Here is a 16,300-nt window from a genome sequence, read left to right as displayed (position 1 = left end):
TTTCCATATAAATCATACCATTAACCATCTACTAACTTCATAAGCAAATGCCCGTCGTACATTGCCTGTTTTACCAAAGCAGCGCCGGGCATGGTTGCTTGGGTATAAAAACGGCTCTGCTCAATCTCTAAATCACGAAAATATACAGGCAATGTTTGAGAGCGAATTCGCTCCATGATCGCTGGATATAACACCGATTTAGCACGGTTAAATTCACCACCAATCAGAATACGTTGTGGATTAAATAAATTGACCATAATCGCAATGGCTTGACCTAAATTATGTCCAAGCTCAATGATGATCTGTCTTGCTAAACTATCCCCTTCAACAGCTGCATCACAAATCGCTTCAATGGTCAGCGGCATATTACTCAATATAGATTCATGCCCTGCTTTTAACTGGGTTTCCACTTGTTCTAATATTGCCTGTAAACTGGCAACTGTTTCTAAACAACCATGATTGCCACAGAAACAGCGCTTTCCATAAGGCTTGATTTGAATATGCCCAAGCTCACCAACATTACCGGTTTTGCCTTGTAGCACATTATCATCAAGTACAATACCAGCCCCAACACCGTGATGGATCGAGACTAAAATCGAGTTCGCAATACCACGAGAGTTACCAAAAAGCTTTTCAGCTAATGCCCATGAGCGAGTATCGTTACCAATAAAAACAGGCAGACCTGTTTCTTGATGAATGATCTCGCCAAGCGGAAGATTGGAAACGTTATAATGCGGCATTTGCAGTACCACACCATCACTGGTATTCACTAACCCCGGCAGTGACACTGCAATCGCGGTAATACGATCAAGCTCACTCACATGATTAGCAAAAAAGACATTAATTTCCTGTAGTAACTTTTCAACCACATCAACCTGATGTAACTGCTCAATATCTTGACGTTCTTCAACAAGGATTTCACCACCCAATGCATGTAACGCAATCGTCAAGTAACCACGCCCTAAGCGAATAGATAAAAATTGCCAACCTTCATTAGCAGGCACAAGTCCAATGGCAGGACGCCCACGGCTACTTGATTCTTGAAATTGTGTCTCTTTAATTAAATGCGCATCAATAAGTTCACGAGTGATCTTAGTAATACTTGCAGGGGCTAGCTGACTACGTTTTGATAATTCAATGCGAGAGATTGGTCCGTACAAATCAATCAGTTTGTATACGCTCCCAGCATTATTTCTTTTGATATGATCGATATGGCCTGGCTGAGCGACGTACATGTCGATACTCCTGAAAAATCAGCTATAAAACCTTCGTATGTTAATTTTTTTACTTTGCGAAGTAATTGTGAAGCCTCTTGTCTTCAGTACGTGACAAGTATCACTATCAATGACTAAAGACATTGAGTTTCGCTTCTGCGATAATGGCAAAACGGCTTTTTTGCCGACTATTTTTCTTCAATTAGCGGATTTATTTCACGCCGTAACCTTTCTAAAAGAAACCAGTTTCACAATAGAAAGTCAGCAATTCGGGTGAAAAAAGAGGTTCAACGTGTACAAAATTAACGAAGTATTCGAGACTATTCAGGGTGAAGGCGTATTTACAGGCGTTCCTGCAATTTTTGTTCGATTACAAGTCTGCCCTGTGGGTTGTTCATGGTGTGATACCAAACAAACATGGACTGCTGAGCCACAAGACTTGGCATCTTTAGAACAAATCATGGCAAAAACTGAAGACTCTCCACTTTGGACTCAACTTGACGCTAATGGTGTTGTACAGCTACTGATTGATCAAAAGTACACCGCAAAGCATGTTGTTATCACGGGTGGTGAGCCATGCATTTACGATCTATATCCCCTAACAGAAGCGCTTGAAGCGGCAGGCTTTAATTGCCAAATTGAAACCAGTGGTACTTCTGAGATCCAAGCTAGTAACAACACTTGGGTAACGGTATCACCAAAAATCAATATGAAAGCCAAGCTTCCTGTATTAGCTTCTGCGCTAGAACGCGCTAACGAGATCAAACACCCGGTTGGTACTAGTAAAGACATCGAGCAACTTGACGCTTTATTAGAGGGCAAGAGTCTTAAATCAGACGTTACAATTGCACTACAGCCTATCAGCCAAAAGCCACGCGCAACTGAGCTTTGTATCGAAACCTGTATTGCCCGTAATTGGCGTTTATCAATTCAAACACACAAATACTTAGCCATTGCTTAAACAGCTTTTGCTTGAATTGATTTATAAAAAATTTAGCTAAGACGTCCTAGGTCTACATTTTCCAATACGAAGCTAGGACGACTTAAAGTAAATGACCGATAATTAACCAATCATTTGCTAAAATTACCGCTTTCTTTCATCAATTTATCATTTGATTGATATCAATGCTTGATGCTTGTCGTAAGAAAGGTAATATGACTAATACTTAGATATCTTTAAGCACGAGATACTTTAATTCCGAAGTCAGTGCCTAAACGGAGAATGATTTAAACATGACTTACGCGCCTGTAACAGACGTATTAAGCGGCAAACTAGCGGTAGACAGTGAAGTTACTGTTCGCGGTTGGGTTCGCTCACGTCGTGATTCCAAAGCTGGAATCTCTTTCCTTGCCATTTATGACGGCTCTTGTTTCGACCCGATTCAGGCCGTGGTCCCTAATGAGTTAAATAATTACCAGGATGAAGTGCTTAAGCTTACAACTGGTTGCTCTGTTGAGGTTACTGGTACAATCGTAGCATCTCCTGCTAAAGGTCAAGATTTTGAACTAGCAGCAACCAACGTTAAAGTGGTTGGTTGGGTTGAAGATGCAGATTCTTACCCAATGGCTAAAACTCGTCACTCAATTGAGTATTTACGTGAAGTTGCACACCTTCGTCCACGTACTAACGTGATCGGCGCTGTAGCACGTGTTCGTAACTGTCTATCTCAAGCGATCCACCGTTTCTACCACGAGCAAGGCTTCTTCTGGATGTCTGCGCCACTTATCACAGCATCTGACTGTGAAGGTGCAGGTGAAATGTTCCGTGTATCTACGCTAGACATGGCTAACCTGCCAATGACTGATAAAGGCGAAGTAGACTTTGACAAAGATTTCTTTGGTAAAGAGACTTTCCTAACAGTATCCGGTCAGCTAAACGCTGAAGCTTACGCTTGTGCACTAAGCAAGGTTTACACTTTCGGCCCTACTTTCCGTGCTGAAAACTCAAACACAAGCCGCCACCTAGCTGAGTTCTGGATGGTTGAGCCTGAAGTTGCATTCGCTGAACTTGACGATGTAGCTAAGCTTGCTGAAGACATGCTGAAGTACGTATTCAAAGCTGTACTTGAAGAGCGTCGTGACGACCTTGAGTTCTTTGCTCAGCGTATCGACAAAGACGCAATTTCTCGTCTAGAGAAGTTCGTAACATCTGACTTTGCACAAGTTGATTACACTGATGCAATTAAGATCCTTCAAGACTCTGGCCGTAAGTTCGAGTTCGATGTTGAGTGGGGCATTGATATGTCTTCTGAGCACGAGCGTTACCTTGCAGAAGAGCACTTCCAAGCACCTGTAATCGTTAAGAACTACCCGAAAGACATCAAAGCATTCTACATGCGTTTGAATGACGACGGTAAGACAGTTGCAGCAATGGACGTACTAGCACCAGGTATCGGTGAAATCATCGGTGGTTCTCAGCGTGAAGAACGTTTAGACATCCTTGATGCACGTATGGTTGAAATGGGGCTAGATCCTGAGCACATGGGCTGGTACCGCGACCTACGTCGTTACGGTAGTGTACCACACGCTGGTTTCGGTCTAGGCTTCGAGCGTCTAGTATCTTACGTAACAGGTATGGGTAACGTACGTGACGTGATCCCATTCCCACGTACCCCACGCTCTGCAAACTTCTAATCTTTGTTATATTTAGAACAGAACGTAAAAGGCTGCCAATTGGCCTGTCTCTTGATCACAAGTCATTGTGTTCAAGAGACTTAGCTAGTTCATATCCTTCAAGGATGGTTTGTAACCTAAACCATCCTTGCCATAATGTCTTTACAGAAGCGCGACCCGTCCGCTTGGTATCTTTCCAACCACCTAACCGTGCAATACTTTTGTAAGCCCACGATATATTTGGTGCTTCTTTGGGCAGCTTTTTCTTCTCCAATTTTAACCACATAAGCTTCCACGCTTTACCTTTTAACACCCGTTCACAACAGCTACTAGATAACTCTTTAGATTCGTTCATAAATCTTAACTGGAGTAAACGAGTAGCAATAAATGCCAAAATAACACTGAGCCTTTCTAAGTTATCTTTACTTTGCATTCTCAGTTGTTCAACTTGCGTGCCTTCACTTTTCCAAACCTTGTGAAAATCTTCTATCAGCCAACGACGCTCATAATAACTGACGATGTTAAGTGCTTCCTCTTTGTTCGTTACAGGCTCTGATGTCAGTAAATGCCATGCGAGCTTGTCGTCACTCTCACCTTGCTCTATACATCCAACATAGTAGAGAGAGATATTATCGAACTCTTTTTTATTAGCGGGAGACTTAAGTGTCACGGGAGCATATTTGATGTCTAGATGAGCCGTGCGGGACTTACGACCGCCTTTTTGCGGTATTTTTAGCTCTTTGCTTCCTGCTGATAACAACTTGGAAGCGTAGTCATAAAGACGATTATCATGCTCCTCGATACAGCGACTTTGCATTGAGCGAACGATAAATCGTTGTTGTTGCTCGTGCTTGTAAGTGAGGTACTCGAATAAATCGGCTTCTCTATCACATACAGAAATAACCTCTGACATTTTCTCGCCTAGTCGCTCTGCAACATGGCGAGATGCTTGTTCCCATTTATAACTTTCTTTTTCTTTGTATGGTCGAGTTGCATGCTGGTGTCTTTGACCACGTTTTTCAATATCTCGGGTCCAGCGTTGTTGTTCGATTAAACCAACTACAGTGTGAGTTTCGGGAGCAAAAAGCAACGTTGAACGAACGAACATTGCTCGGTGTCGATTACCTTGATTGGAATGCCCGAGTGTATCTTGTATGCTGTGATGTGAGTAACTTAGAGAAGTGGTATCTTCCAATGCAAGCAGTGTTTGTTGTTCAAAAGCTTCTTGTGCTGTGACATAGAATCCAGCTTCTGCAATATCTTCTGCTTTGATTTGGTCATTACGAATAAAGCGATAAGCCCCTTCCATATCGGCTGGGGAGATGATGAGTTTTGAGATAGGGATACCAGGTTGTTCAGCCAGAGAGGTAGCTAGAGCAACGAGTCTTTGAGTGCGTCTTGGGTCATTAAGATCGGCTTGACCGAATTGTTTTTGAGCCCAAAGAGTTGGTTCTATATAGGTCATCATAATCATCCTTATCATTGCTTAGATGATCAGATCATGAAACATAAAATTAGTTCAAAAAAATCCCCAAGCATTGGCTTAGGGATTTGTGTATAAGAGACAGGCCAATTGGCAGCCTTTTTTATTTTTATCAATAATTTATGTTTTGCCGCTGATTGACGACAATATCAACTTAACGTGAACTCTAACGTAATCAGTTATCAAAATTGAGGTCTTTAAACGGTACAGGTTTCGAGTAATAGTACCCTTGAATATAGTCGATATTATGTTTACGTAGGAAATCAACTTGTTGCTGGGTTTCCACCCCTTCTGCCACAATATCAATACCTAAACGCTTTGCCATCATGATGATCGAATTTAGCACTTCAACTTTCACATCATCCACACCAATAACATCAATAAACATTTTATCGATCTTCACGCCATCCAAATTGAAGTCCATAAAATAACTAAAACCACCATAACCCGTCCCTGCATCATCTAACTTCACTTGATAGCCTTGTTCTTGTAAACGGCGAATATTCGCTTTAGCCAAAGCTAAGTTATTAAAATGCTGGCGTTCTGTGATTTCAAAAGAAGGAACAAAATTTTCCTCTTTCTTCAAAGTTAAGATCAGTAAATTAATAAAGGATTTATTCTCTATTTGTTGAGCCGTTAGATTGAATGCACAAAAAACTTTTCGATTGTAATTACTACTGTATCGTCGAAAATCAGCCTGTACTTTTTTCACTAACGTAATGGTGATTTCATTAATCACTTCCATCTGTTCAGCGACTTCAATAAAGTATGCTGGTAGCAATAAACTGCCGTCACTTAATTTCCAACGCACCAGTACTTCCACCCCTTGAAGCTTGTCATCAAGCGACATAATTGGTTGATAGTAAGGAATAAATTCATTTTTCTTACACCCTACCACTAACATTTTTTGTAAGTCATGTCGGGTGTTGTAGTAATAGACAATCCCAGCCGCAATAAGACACAGCAACAAGAAATAAACTAACCAATAATAATAGAAGTTTTGCTCGTTCAGCTTTTGTTGCAAGTAGCGATCAACAACAATCACGCCTTTAATATTGCCTAAATTGCCATGAACAACGAACCACGTAGTCGGCTTTACTTCATCTTTATGATGTTCAATATCGTATTCGTAATGAAATGATAAACACTTATTGCAAAAGTAGACGAAATATTCGGCAAAATCGGCTTCATTCGAATCAACTAAAAACGTCTTATCATTAACGTTAATCAGTACTGATGTTTCTTTTTTCTTAGTTATGGGTGATACGTAACGAACGTAAGGAAACTGCTGGGCTTCAATGGTAGGAAAATCAATTAATCCGTTTGAAGTACATAAGTGCTCCGCCATCTTTACGCCGAGAAAGCGAATCTCATTACTTTTATATTCTAGCGTCCTTAATACAGATTGAGAGTTATTATCACACTGCTCAATATTCTGTAATTGCTTGAGTTGTTTGGTTTCTAAAATATAGTCTTGCTGTAATTTATCACTGTACTGCTTCATATCTGACGAGATAGTAGAATATGCAACAAAGTAAGATAACCAAGAGGCTGTTCCCCTTGCAATACCATAGCTGAGTAAAATTAATACAATGATAGCAGTCAATAGTCGCGCTATTTTTACTATAGGGTTCAATGACACTGCTATACCTTATCCTAAGAAAAACCTAATACTTCCACTAAATTATACCCAAAAGTAATATACTTTATGGGATTAATTTAAAAAATCGTATTCATAATATAATCTTACTAATGTTGTGGTTTTTTATATTGAATTAATATTTTTTAATTATAAAATCCCCACCTTACTAATTTTCGCTGAAACAATATATGAATAGTAATTTCAAACTTAAAAACAAAAGCTTATTAACAAGTATCAAGCTTTTCTTACTATTCTTTTTCATTATCTCTAGTGGCTACTTTGCCTACAATGCCTATCAACTAGACGAATTTCATGACGAATACTTTGAAAAAGTAAACACTATCTACTCTGTCAGTCGACGTTTTGGCTCTTACTATAACAACACAGGAACAACCCCTATCCCTAAGGGCACTCATGACTATAACGGTGTTTCTGTTGTTGTTAATCATTTCTCTAATGTGAAAGTGCTATCTAAAGGTATCAATCGTCTTCGTTCACAATTAGAGCAAATCACTGACCATCATATTTGGACAATTGCTGTTTTTGAAAACCCAGCAACTTACGCCCACTTTGATCCCGTTCGCCCTGAATACTTACAGTCTTTCAAAAACTATGAGAAAGGCTCAGTTATGAAACGTATTATTGATCGTGAAGGCCTAAAAGAGACGTTTCGCTACTTCTATGGCTGTAACTTAAAGCTGACTGAACGCTATGTAGAAGATGGGACAGATAAAGCCATCAGAACGCTGTACTACCCGATTTATAACAAAAGAGTGTTAAACGCACTCTTGGTTATCGATATCAATGATGATCTATTAAGCACTGATATCGCAGAATACAATAAAGCGCACCTAACGGTATTACAACGTAACCCATCAGCCCATAGTTTTCATATCAAAAAACTATTGCCCTGTGCGACACAAGACCCATTTTACGTGGGTGTAAACTTATTCTCTGTTTTCAAATTTGCGTTTTTCCCAGCGTTATTTTTCAGTTTTCTGATCCAATACCTAACAAAAAGCGTGAGAACTAAGAAATTCTCGCTTCAACGCGACCATATGACGCATTTTTATCGTCGTGATTTTTACGAGAAAAAATTCCAGAAACAGTCAGATTTCTGTTTATTAATCATTGATATTGATAACTTTAAATCAATCAATGATACCTACGGTCATGAATTTGGTGATGACGTCATACGAACAGTAGCGAAGCGAATCAACCAAAGTATTCGTCAGACTGATATCGCGGTGCGTTGGGGCGGTGAAGAGTTTATTGTCAGCTTCCCATCATCGATGACAAAGGAGCAGTTGCAATTAAAAGCTGAAGAAATTAGATACATGGTGCAGTTATACCCAATCCAAAATCTAAATGTGACGATCTCGATTGGTGGTACGGTTGCGACAAATACATCTTTCAGCCAAACCTATAAAACGGCAGATAAAGCACTGTATCAGTCAAAACATAATGGTCGAAATCAATCAACTATCGTCTAGTTCTTAGTTGAAATTGCAGCTTTCTGACCGTTTCTTACAAACTGATAGCTTGCTCGTAAATTTTACATTTATCAGATAAATATCTCGCTACTCTGCCATCCTTGTTATGTGTCTTATACATTTCAAGGATGGCTTTATGATCGCTTCATCACTCTCTCACCATATCCTTACTTTAACAATTAACCGCCCTCATGCGAAAAACGCCTTGAACCTTGAGATGTACCAACAACTCACACAATATTTACATCAAGCCAATGATCCAAATGTTCATGTCATCGTTCTTACCAGCCTGAGTGATGTTTTTTGTAGTGGTAATGACATTACAGACTTTATTTCACTAACAACAGCAGATGCCGACCAATGCCAACATAGTCGTAGCATCATTGAAGCCTTTATGTTTGCTATGATTGATTGCCCTGTTCCTATAGTTGCTGCCGTATCTGGAAATGCGATTGGTATCGGGATGACCATGCTGCAACATTGTGATTTTGTCTTTGCCTGCCCTTCGGCCAACTTTAGCCTACCTTTTGTCAAACTCGGTTTATGCCCTGAATTTGGCTCAAGCTTATTATTGCCCCAAATAATAGGTACAAGAAAAGCGAAAGCCATGTTGTTACTCGGCGAATCTATGAACGCTAAAGAAGCCCTATCACTTGGTTTTATTGATCAAATTACTATTCAACCAGAACAACTGGCTGCAACTTATGCGGCAACACTTGCAACCCAGCCTAAACTCGCATTACAAAACACCAAACAGCTCTTATCTCAAATTAGTAGAAAGCAACTTATTGACTGTATAAATAAGGAAAATAATCTTATTTTTAAGCTAGTTAAAGAACATGAAGCGGTGAATGCCTTTAGCCAATTCACAACCAGAAAATCACATACTTAATTCATCTATAAAAATTATGACTAATTTGTTGCATTATGTTGTAAATCTTCTACGACAAAGGGTATAAATAGGTATCACTATTTATTAACGCCACGGATGACCGAATATGTTTGAAAAAATCACCGCAGCTCCTGCTGATCCTATTCTAGGTTTAACTGAAGAATTCAAAGCTGATACACGCGCAACAAAGATTAATCTTGGCGTTGGTATTTACAAAGATGAAACAGGCAATACACCAGTACTTGCAACAGTTAAAAAAGCAGAAGCTATCTTGCTAGACACTGAGAAGACAAAGTCTTACTTAAGCATTCCAGGTACGCCTGAGTACGGTCTAGCTGTTCAGCAACTTCTATTCGGTAAAGATGCAACGATCATTGCTGAAAAACGTGCACAAACAGCACAAGCACCAGGTGGTACAGGCGCACTACGTGTTGCTGCTGAATTTATTAAACGTCAACTTGGCGATGTGAAAGTATGGATCAGTAACCCAACTTGGGCGAACCACCATGGTGTATTTGGTGCTGCAGGTCTTGAGACAAAGCAATACTCTTACTACAACGCAGAAACTAAAGATATTGATTTTGAAGCTGCAATTGCCGACCTAAGCCAAGCTAACGAAGGTGATATTGTTCTACTACACGGTTGTTGTCATAACCCAACGGGTATCGATCCAACGCAAGCACAATGGCAAGCACTTGCACAGCTTTGTGTAGAGAAAAAACTACTACCAATGTTCGACTTTGCTTACCAAGGCTTTGCTCGCGGCGTAGAAGAAGATGCACAAGGCTTACGTATCTTTGCCGACCAACTACCAGAGCTATTAGTAGCAAGTTCATTCTCTAAAAACTTCGGCCTATACAATGAGCGTGTAGGTGCATTTACCCTGGTTGGTACAAACGCAGAGCAAGCAGCAACTGCATTTAGCCAAGTAAAATCCATTGCTCGTGTTATCTACTCTAACCCACCTGCACACGGTGCAGCGATTGTTACGACAATCCTAAACAGCACTGAACTACGCGCAGAGTGGGAACAAGAAGTTGCTGATATGCGTGATCGTATTCAAGAAATGCGTACGTTATTTGTAACAACATTAAAAGAGCTTGGTATTACAAACGACTTTAGCTTTATTGAACGTCAAAATGGTATGTTCTCATTCTCTGGTTTATCTAAAGAGCAAGTAACACAACTTAAAAATGACTTTGCTATTTATATCGTAGGTTCTGGTCGTATTAGCGTTGCAGGTATGACAAAAGAAAATATGCTGCCTTTATGTAAAGGTATCGCTGCGGTTTTATAATATAAACTAAATAAACAAAAAAAGAGGACATTATGTCCTCTTTTATTTTATCTAGAATAAAGGATTAATCTTAAATAAAAGAATAACTACATTCTTTTAGATATTTATCAATTATCCAGATTTATTTAATGGCAACACATTATAATACAAATCACGCTCATAATTTCTTTTCAGCTGATTTTTCCAGGGTCTTTCTAACACAGGAACCAGATAGAAAATTTCCCTAGTAGTATCAGTCACAAAGGCCATATTATGACGCATTACTTCATAATGAATATCGTGAACAAACCCTAAAGAGAAGCTTTGCCTACCTGTTAGTATATTTATATCTTCTCGCGTTAAGGATACACCTTGACCATCTTCTGCAAAGCGATCAATCAACCAATCTGAAAATTCTCTCGCACTTATCATTGTCATAAGATCATTAACTCCAAATGCTTCGAGCAACTTCAAATTAACATCCAAATAACATTATAGCGAAGAGTAAAATCTCAACAGTAATATAAAGTAATAATGGATATTAACTCGTTATTATATTTATAGCATTAAATTAATTATTTTTTAGAATAATAGGGATAATACAAAAATAATAAAGTAATAATTTATATTAGCAGAAGATTATAGCTTTGAAAGAATAGAAATGAGAATAAAAACCCCCGCTTCTTGGGAAGAAGCGGGATTGGCTGATTAAATTGCTTTGTATAAAACTTTGTTTCCAGCCAATTGGATGCGCTCAACTAAACCTTCTTCCGTCAGTTTTTTTAACGCACCTGTTGCCCAAGAAGCTGCTTTCGCGTCTTCTTGACCAGCTTCTAAGCCAATGCCTTTAGGATTTAGACCTTCTGCATTCTTAACAACAATATCTAGCACTTGTCGCTGCTTAGGAGTTAATGCTACTGCAGACGCTGCTTTCGCAGGTGCTGCTGCCTTAACTACTTTTTTAGCTTCTTCAGTTTTTGCTACAGGTGCAGCTTTCACTGTTTCTGCTTTTGCTACCTTTTTAGGCGCTGCCTTGGTTGCTAACTCTGCAAAAACAGGTGTTTGCTTCTGAAGTTTTAGCTGTACTTTACGTTTGTGAGAGATTCTCATTAAATTTCCTACTCCGTTGCACTACTTTCAGTCACCACTATGACAGCGGGAAAAAGTAAGCGCGTTTTATATCAAGGATGTCAGAGAAATGCCAGCAAACGGTGTTTTTTCACACAATAAATATGATTTTAAGCAAAATATTCCTCGCATTTTCATTATGTATACTTAGTAGGTACAACAAATGTAAGCACCTAGGGTCTACAGCAAGAGAAACAGCCACCGCGAGTGCTGAATGCCGATCGCTTATAATAATCATAACGTATGATAGAAAGAACGAATTGGTTTGGAGAGTACAATGGACACCTATCATGTGAAGTCAGCCCCTATCACAATAACGGTCATGCTATTCGTTTTCACATTTACCGCTTTTATTAGCTCCAGCATGATGATCTTCTTTGTCTCTAGCATGTCACTGATCACCACAATCCTTACTACGCTGATCATTGCTAGTTGTGCTGTTGCTCTTATTCGTCTTATCTGTGCATCGAAATACATCTTCACTCTGACCTTTATGCACTGCCAATATCATAGTCGTTACGGTGGTTGGTCAACGCCTTGGGGTAATATTTCCCAGCTCGGTACAGCACAGCTCGATCGCCAAGGCTGGCAACAACCATTGCCATGGATTGGTGTAAAACTGAAAGATTATGATGAGTTTATTTGCAATATCAGCCCGCGTTTAGCAGCGCGGATGATCATTGAACAACGGATTTTACTGATCATGGCGATCAAAAACAGTGAAGAGGACAACCGTGTTATTGAAGATATTTTGTTTGATGATGAACCCTATCAAGGGCATAACGGCTGCATTTTTAAAGGATTAAGAGCCATGCTCGCGAATAGAATGCATTATAACCGTCAGTATTTAGGATTTGATTTTTTCATTTCAGAAGATGCCTTAGACAGACCAATGAATGATTTTCTTGGTCTGCTAAGACGTTATAAAGCCGCCGCTATAAATTAAAAACGAGCGAATTAGACAGTTTCGTTATACTGCGCTTTTAAAAATGGCAGTAGCAACAAACCAATAGCTGCCGCAGCCACAGAGATCACCACGAAAAAGCCTGTCCAATGGAAATGCTGGGTAATGATTGCCAATGGATAACCCGCTAACGCTGCGCCCATATAAGCAAACAAACCGACAAACCCTGTTGCGGCTCCTACGGAGTCTTTATGAGAACATTCTGCTGCGGCCATGCCTATTAGCATTTGTGGACCAAAAACAAAAAAGCCAATCGCAAACAGACACACCGCTTGCAGCGCAAAACTGACAATCGGCATCAACCACAATGCAGCTACAGATAAGAAAATCCCCATCGAGAACAATAAGATCATCGGGCCTCGGTTACCTGAAAAGATCTTATCAGAACCCCAACCAGCCACCAGCGAGCCAAGAAAGCCGCCAATTTCAAATAGCGATAACGCACTATTCGCCGTGATCAAGCTATAGCCATATTGCTCTGTCAGGTACAAATTACCCCAATCGTTAATGGCGGTTCGCACGATATAAACCAAGATATAACTTAGCCCAAGCAGCCAGATATATTTATTACTTAATACATAACGAGTCAGGATCTGCTTTTGCGATAAGCCTTTCCCTGTATTTTCATGAGCAATTTCTAGATAATCTTTACGCCAATGACCAATACTAGGCAGTCCCATGGTGGTCGGTTTATCTCGTAATCGCCAGCACAATAAGCAACCAACAATCACTGCAATGACACCGGGAATAAAAAAGCTATAACGCCAGCCATAGTGCAATACGGTATAACCCACAATAATGGGGATCATCGCACCACCAAGGTTATGTGCCGTATTCCAAACCGACCACCAACCACCACGCTCAGAGCGAGAATACCAAGTCGTTAATAATTTAGAACACGCAGGCCAGCCCCACCCTTGGAACCAAGCATTCAGCACCCACAAAATACTGAGTGCGACAATCGAGCAGGATAAACCAAATAAGATATTAATGATGCCCGTCGCAATTAAGCCCAAGCCCATAAAATAACGAGGATTTGAGCGATCACTGACAATACCCGATATAAACTTAGAGATACCGTATGTGAGATAAAACAAGGTACCCATTAAACCAATATCGGCTTTATCCCAGCCTAAATCGGTAATAATGGCTGGCATCGCATAACTAAAGTTCTTACGAGTTAAATAGAACACCGCATAGCCAATATACATACTCACCATAATATGAATACGCCAGTAGCGATAACGTTGTGCTGTTTCTGGAGAAAATTCCGTATTCATCATTTAGTGACTTTTATATTGTTGCTGAGAGTAATTAGGTGCAAATAGCGGTAATACCACACGAATCGTTGTACCTGATGGTCGAATACTGTCTGCGGGTATATTTAGAGGCATTTTAGGCTGAGCGAAACTGGTGATCACACATTGCCCACCCAAAGCTTCTATACGCTCTTTCATTCCTCGTAAACCAAAGCCTTTTAACGTATCACTGGTTTTAAAACCGATGCCGTTATCTTCAATTTCCATGGTGATATTGCTATCGATAGAAAACGCAATCAGCACTTCTGACGCATTGGCATATTTAGCGATATTATTCAGCGCTTCTTGCACTACACGGAACAAGGTGATTTGCAGCATATCGGTCATTACCGTATCAACAACTTTAGGATATGACATCGCAACATCAATCTCTTGTGATTCAAAATCTAAATCTCGGATCACCTGCTCGATTGCCGCTTTCAACCCTAGATCATCTAACGTTTTAGGGCGCAATTGCGATAACAAGCCTTTCGTAGTGTCGTAGATATTAAGCGATAGTTGCTCAATAGAGTCTGCACATTGCCCACCAGCTGGCGTAGTTTCTAACCGTTTTAAAATACTGGCTTGAGTGCGGATGGCTGTAATGTTCTGCCCGATTTCATCATGTAATTCACGGGCAATATTTTGACGAACCGACTCTTCTGCAGTAACTAACTGCCGCGATAAAGAATAGTTACGCTTTAGTTGTTTAGAGAGTCGCGTATTCAAATCACGTTGATGCTGAATACCAATCCCCAGCAAAATCCCTGTTAGGCTTTGTGCTGATAGTGATAACAGTAAATCGACAATTTCAATCGAGCTAATTTCGCTACGAGCCGCGATCAAAGCAATACTGTTTAACAAAGTGCCAAGTAACGCCCCTTCCCAGCCATAACGGAATGCCAACACAATAATGGGGATCGCCAAACAAAATGGCGCAAATAAACTGAGTTGCTCAGGCAAATGTACCTGCAACAAGATATTGGCAATAAATAATAGGCAGAAGAAAAATAAATGCTGGCTGCGAAATTCAACCGGACGAGATACCACATCAACCGTTAATGGTATCCAAGACTTTTGGAACAGATAATTCCAAATAAGATAACAACTCGGCACCAACATTAACCCACTGGTCAGGCTGACTAAAAACACAAAACCTAAACGTTGGGTATTTGAAATATCAAAAAAGTGAAAACTGCTTAACGCTAACGTATTGAGCACAGCTAATACTGTAATACTCACTGCCATTACCACCAGTAAGCGCCACTGCACACCTTTATAATAGCGACGAGCCAATAAGGTTACGGGAATAGAAAGCACACTCGCTGTCACTAATGCCTGCCAATGATAACTCGGTAAAGATACCGCCAGAAGTAATAAGCCACTCCATTCAGCGGCATATATCGCTAGCCAATACTTTTTAACACTGTGTAGCGTTAACCCCAATCGTAAAGCAAAAGGGAAAAACACTGTCGCCAATATCGGATCCATAATGAAGTAAAACGAAATACCCCATAAGCAGAACCAACTACAGCTAACAAATAGCCAAATACACAGTGACGTTAAGCCAAAGCTACGCACTAGATCACTTCTCCACTAAAGAACTTAGCGAGCTCAACATTATTCTTCACACCGAGTTTATCCATCGCATTGGCTCGATGCACATGTATCGTTTTATGGCTTAAGCCTAGCTTTACCGCAACGGCTTTTACATCGAGTCCGGTGGCTAAAAGCTCACTGATTTGATGTTCACGTTTGGTTAATTTGCCTAGTGCTTGTTTATTTTGATTAGGTGACACAAGGTTAATAGCAATATCTGGGGTTAAATAACAACCACCTTGCGCAGCTGTTCTTACGGCTTGCACTAACTCATCAGGGCTACAACGCTTACTTAAAAAGCCTTTTGCCCCCAAACTTAATGCCTTTTCCACTACAGTTGCAGAGTCGTGGACACTTAACATGATGCAAGCAATACCCGATGGCAAATCTTCAAGCAAAGATAAACCACTCTCATTGGGCATCGAAATATCTAAAATACACACAGAGGCATCCAAGCCCGGTAAACCTGCTCGTGCTTCTGCCGCAGAGCTAAACTGTCCAACAACATCCATATCAGGTTCTAACGCTAATAGCTGAGCAAAGCCAGAGCGCACAATAATGTGATCATCAACTAAAGCAACTTTGATCATTACCTGAATACCTAATATCTACAGAGAAAAACCTGCATAAACTACCTCTTACATAATAAGCGAGCAAGCGCTTTGCCAGAGTTTTATTCCTAATCCACATATACACAA

The 16,300-nt window shown here is 40.2% G+C and carries 14 protein-coding genes; 6 read left to right on the top strand and 8 right to left on the bottom strand.

Features of this window, described 5'->3' with window-relative positions; all coding sequences use genetic code 11:
* Positions 1-20: 20 nt before the first annotated feature.
* The gene (gene mlc, locus Q7674_RS13290) at positions 21-1,235 is read right to left on the bottom strand and encodes a sugar metabolism global transcriptional regulator Mlc (protein WP_045063374.1); all 1,215 of its coding nucleotides are present in this window, start codon (positions 1,233-1,235) and stop codon (positions 21-23) included.
* Positions 1,236-1,506: 271 nt separating this feature from the next.
* On the opposite strand from mlc, the gene queE reads away from it, so the two are divergent.
* Both queE and asnS read left to right on the top strand, forming a co-directional pair.
* Complete coding sequence (queE, locus tag Q7674_RS13285; RefSeq protein WP_023932640.1) at positions 1,507-2,175, top strand: 7-carboxy-7-deazaguanine synthase QueE; 669 nt, start codon at positions 1,507-1,509, stop codon at positions 2,173-2,175.
* Positions 2,176-2,447: 272 nt separating this feature from the next.
* Complete coding sequence (gene asnS / locus Q7674_RS13280; RefSeq protein ID WP_008986825.1) at positions 2,448-3,848, top strand: asparagine--tRNA ligase; 1,401 nt, start codon at positions 2,448-2,450, stop codon at positions 3,846-3,848.
* Between the two features lie 55 nt (positions 3,849-3,903).
* Here asnS and Q7674_RS13275 read toward each other — a convergent pair whose 3' ends face one another.
* The gene (locus Q7674_RS13275) at positions 3,904-5,292 is read right to left on the bottom strand and encodes an IS4 family transposase (protein ID WP_305424134.1); all 1,389 of its coding nucleotides are present in this window, start codon (positions 5,290-5,292) and stop codon (positions 3,904-3,906) included.
* 193 nt (positions 5,293-5,485) lie between these two features.
* The gene (locus Q7674_RS13270; protein ID WP_052679863.1) at positions 5,486-6,916 is read right to left on the bottom strand and encodes an EAL domain-containing protein; all 1,431 of its coding nucleotides are present in this window, start codon (positions 6,914-6,916) and stop codon (positions 5,486-5,488) included.
* A 224-nt stretch (positions 6,917-7,140) separates the two neighbouring features.
* Between Q7674_RS13270 and Q7674_RS13265 the strand changes: the two genes are divergently transcribed.
* The 3 genes from Q7674_RS13265 (at position 7,141) to Q7674_RS13255 (ending at position 10,634) form a co-directional block, all read left to right on the top strand.
* Positions 7,141-8,445, top strand: coding sequence for a GGDEF domain-containing protein (locus Q7674_RS13265; RefSeq protein ID WP_045063057.1), 1,305 nt, complete (start codon positions 7,141-7,143; stop codon positions 8,443-8,445).
* Between the two features lie 136 nt (positions 8,446-8,581).
* Complete coding sequence (locus Q7674_RS13260) at positions 8,582-9,337, top strand: enoyl-CoA hydratase/isomerase family protein (RefSeq protein WP_305423961.1); 756 nt, start codon at positions 8,582-8,584, stop codon at positions 9,335-9,337.
* Between the two features lie 106 nt (positions 9,338-9,443).
* Positions 9,444-10,634, top strand: coding sequence for an amino acid aminotransferase (locus Q7674_RS13255; RefSeq protein ID WP_008986821.1), 1,191 nt, complete (start codon positions 9,444-9,446; stop codon positions 10,632-10,634).
* A gap of 111 nt (positions 10,635-10,745) precedes the next feature.
* Here Q7674_RS13255 and Q7674_RS13250 read toward each other — a convergent pair whose 3' ends face one another.
* A complete protein-coding gene (locus Q7674_RS13250; RefSeq protein ID WP_045063065.1) occupies positions 10,746-11,051 on the bottom strand; it encodes a hypothetical protein in 306 nt (101 codons plus the stop codon).
* A gap of 270 nt (positions 11,052-11,321) precedes the next feature.
* Complete coding sequence (locus Q7674_RS13245; RefSeq protein ID WP_305423959.1) at positions 11,322-11,723, bottom strand: MarR family transcriptional regulator; 402 nt, start codon at positions 11,721-11,723, stop codon at positions 11,322-11,324.
* A 295-nt stretch (positions 11,724-12,018) separates the two neighbouring features.
* Here Q7674_RS13245 and Q7674_RS13240 point away from each other — a divergent pair, with 295 nt between their 5' ends.
* Complete coding sequence (locus tag Q7674_RS13240) at positions 12,019-12,687, top strand: DUF2982 domain-containing protein (RefSeq protein WP_023932654.1); 669 nt, start codon at positions 12,019-12,021, stop codon at positions 12,685-12,687.
* An 11-nt stretch (positions 12,688-12,698) separates the two neighbouring features.
* Here the strand turns inward: Q7674_RS13240 and Q7674_RS13235 are convergent, their stop codons facing one another.
* The 3 genes from Q7674_RS13235 to uhpA are packed head-to-tail and all read right to left on the bottom strand — an operon-like array spanning position 12,699 to position 16,192.
* Positions 12,699-13,985 carry an MFS transporter gene (locus tag Q7674_RS13235; RefSeq protein WP_045063064.1) on the bottom strand — a complete coding sequence of 429 codons (1,287 nt, stop codon included), beginning with the start codon at positions 13,983-13,985 and terminating at the stop codon, positions 12,699-12,701.
* 3 nt (positions 13,986-13,988) lie between these two features.
* Positions 13,989-15,584, bottom strand: coding sequence for a signal transduction histidine-protein kinase/phosphatase UhpB (gene uhpB, locus Q7674_RS13230; protein ID WP_045063054.1), 1,596 nt, complete (start codon positions 15,582-15,584; stop codon positions 13,989-13,991).
* Positions 15,584-16,192: a response regulator transcription factor UhpA gene (gene uhpA / locus Q7674_RS13225; RefSeq protein WP_045063053.1), complete on the bottom strand. Its 609-nt coding sequence runs from the start codon at positions 16,190-16,192 to the stop codon at positions 15,584-15,586. The genes uhpB and uhpA overlap by 1 nt, the downstream gene beginning before the upstream one ends.
* Positions 16,193-16,300 lie beyond the last annotated feature (108 nt).

It is taken from the genome of Photobacterium leiognathi (genome assembly GCF_030685535.1).
GTDB lineage: Bacteria > Pseudomonadota > Gammaproteobacteria > Enterobacterales > Vibrionaceae > Photobacterium > Photobacterium leiognathi.
This window is presented reverse-complemented; position numbering and strand designations above follow the sequence as displayed.

Bases quoted from the DNA above. Each gene is read 5' to 3' on its own strand.
- Q7674_RS13255 (WP_008986821.1), top strand. From the start codon at position 9,444: ATGTTTGAAAAAATCACCGCAGCTCCTGCTGATCCTATTCTAGGTTTA.
- Q7674_RS13235 (WP_045063064.1), bottom strand. From the start codon at position 13,985: ATGAATACGGAATTTTCTCCAGAAACAGCACAACGTTATCGCTACTGG.
- Q7674_RS13265 (WP_045063057.1), top strand. From the start codon at position 7,141: ATGAATAGTAATTTCAAACTTAAAAACAAAAGCTTATTAACAAGTATC.
- mlc (WP_045063374.1), bottom strand. From the start codon at position 1,235: ATGTACGTCGCTCAGCCAGGCCATATCGATCATATCAAAAGAAATAAT.
- Q7674_RS13245 (WP_305423959.1), bottom strand. From the start codon at position 11,723: ATGAGAATCTCTCACAAACGTAAAGTACAGCTAAAACTTCAGAAGCAA.
- Q7674_RS13250 (WP_045063065.1), bottom strand. From the start codon at position 11,051: ATGACAATGATAAGTGCGAGAGAATTTTCAGATTGGTTGATTGATCGC.
- Q7674_RS13260 (WP_305423961.1), top strand. From the start codon at position 8,582: ATGATCGCTTCATCACTCTCTCACCATATCCTTACTTTAACAATTAAC.
- Q7674_RS13275 (WP_305424134.1), bottom strand. From the start codon at position 5,292: ATGACCTATATAGAACCAACTCTTTGGGCTCAAAAACAATTCGGTCAA.
- uhpA (WP_045063053.1), bottom strand. From the start codon at position 16,192: ATGATCAAAGTTGCTTTAGTTGATGATCACATTATTGTGCGCTCTGGC.
- asnS (WP_008986825.1), top strand. From the start codon at position 2,448: ATGACTTACGCGCCTGTAACAGACGTATTAAGCGGCAAACTAGCGGTA.
- Q7674_RS13240 (WP_023932654.1), top strand. From the start codon at position 12,019: ATGGACACCTATCATGTGAAGTCAGCCCCTATCACAATAACGGTCATG.